Genomic DNA, 640 nt, shown 5'->3' on the forward strand with positions numbered 1-640 from the left:
CAGCTGTTCGGCCACACCGTCGGGGGTGACGAGATACGCCCGCGAGGGGCCCGCGAGACTCAATTCGTCGAGCCCATCGTGGCCGACCACCACCAGCGCGCGCTGGACGCCCAATCGGCGCGCGGCCCACGCCATTTTCGGGGCGAGCGTCGCGTCGGGCACGCCGATCACTTGAAACGCGGCGCCCGCCGGGTTGGTCAACGGGCCCAAAACGTTGAACACGGTCCGGACGCCGATCTCGCGGCGGGTTGGCGCGACGTGTTTCATCGCCGGGTGATAGCGCTGCGCGAACATGAACCCGAAGCCCGACTCGTCGAGACATTGCGCGACCTGCTCCGGCCCGAGGTCGATCGCGAAACCGAGCGCTTCGAGCACGTCAGCGCTGCCGGATTTGGATGAGACCGACCGGTTGCCGTGCTTGGCGACCGTCAGCCCCCCTCCGGCCACCACAAAGGCCGCCGTGGTGGAAATATTGAAAGTGTGGGCCCGGTCGCCGCCGGTGCCGCAGGTGTCCGTCACCGGAGCCGACACCGGAACTCGCTCGGCCTTGGCGCGCATCACCGAGGCCAACCCCGCGATCTCGTCGGTCGTCTCCCCTTTCATCCGCAGCGCGACCACGAACGCGGCGATCTGCGCCGAC

The 640-nt window shown here is 68.8% G+C and carries 1 protein-coding gene; it reads right to left on the minus strand.

Annotated elements, in window-relative coordinates; translation table 11 throughout:
• Positions 1-640, minus strand: a 640-nt coding sequence (gene trpD, locus NZ773_16245) for an anthranilate phosphoribosyltransferase (GenBank protein MCS6803478.1), incomplete at both ends; no start/stop codon positions are given.

This window comes from Dehalococcoidia bacterium (assembly GCA_025054935.1).
In the GTDB taxonomy this organism is placed as follows: Bacteria; Chloroflexota; Dehalococcoidia; order SpSt-223; family SpSt-223; genus JANWZD01.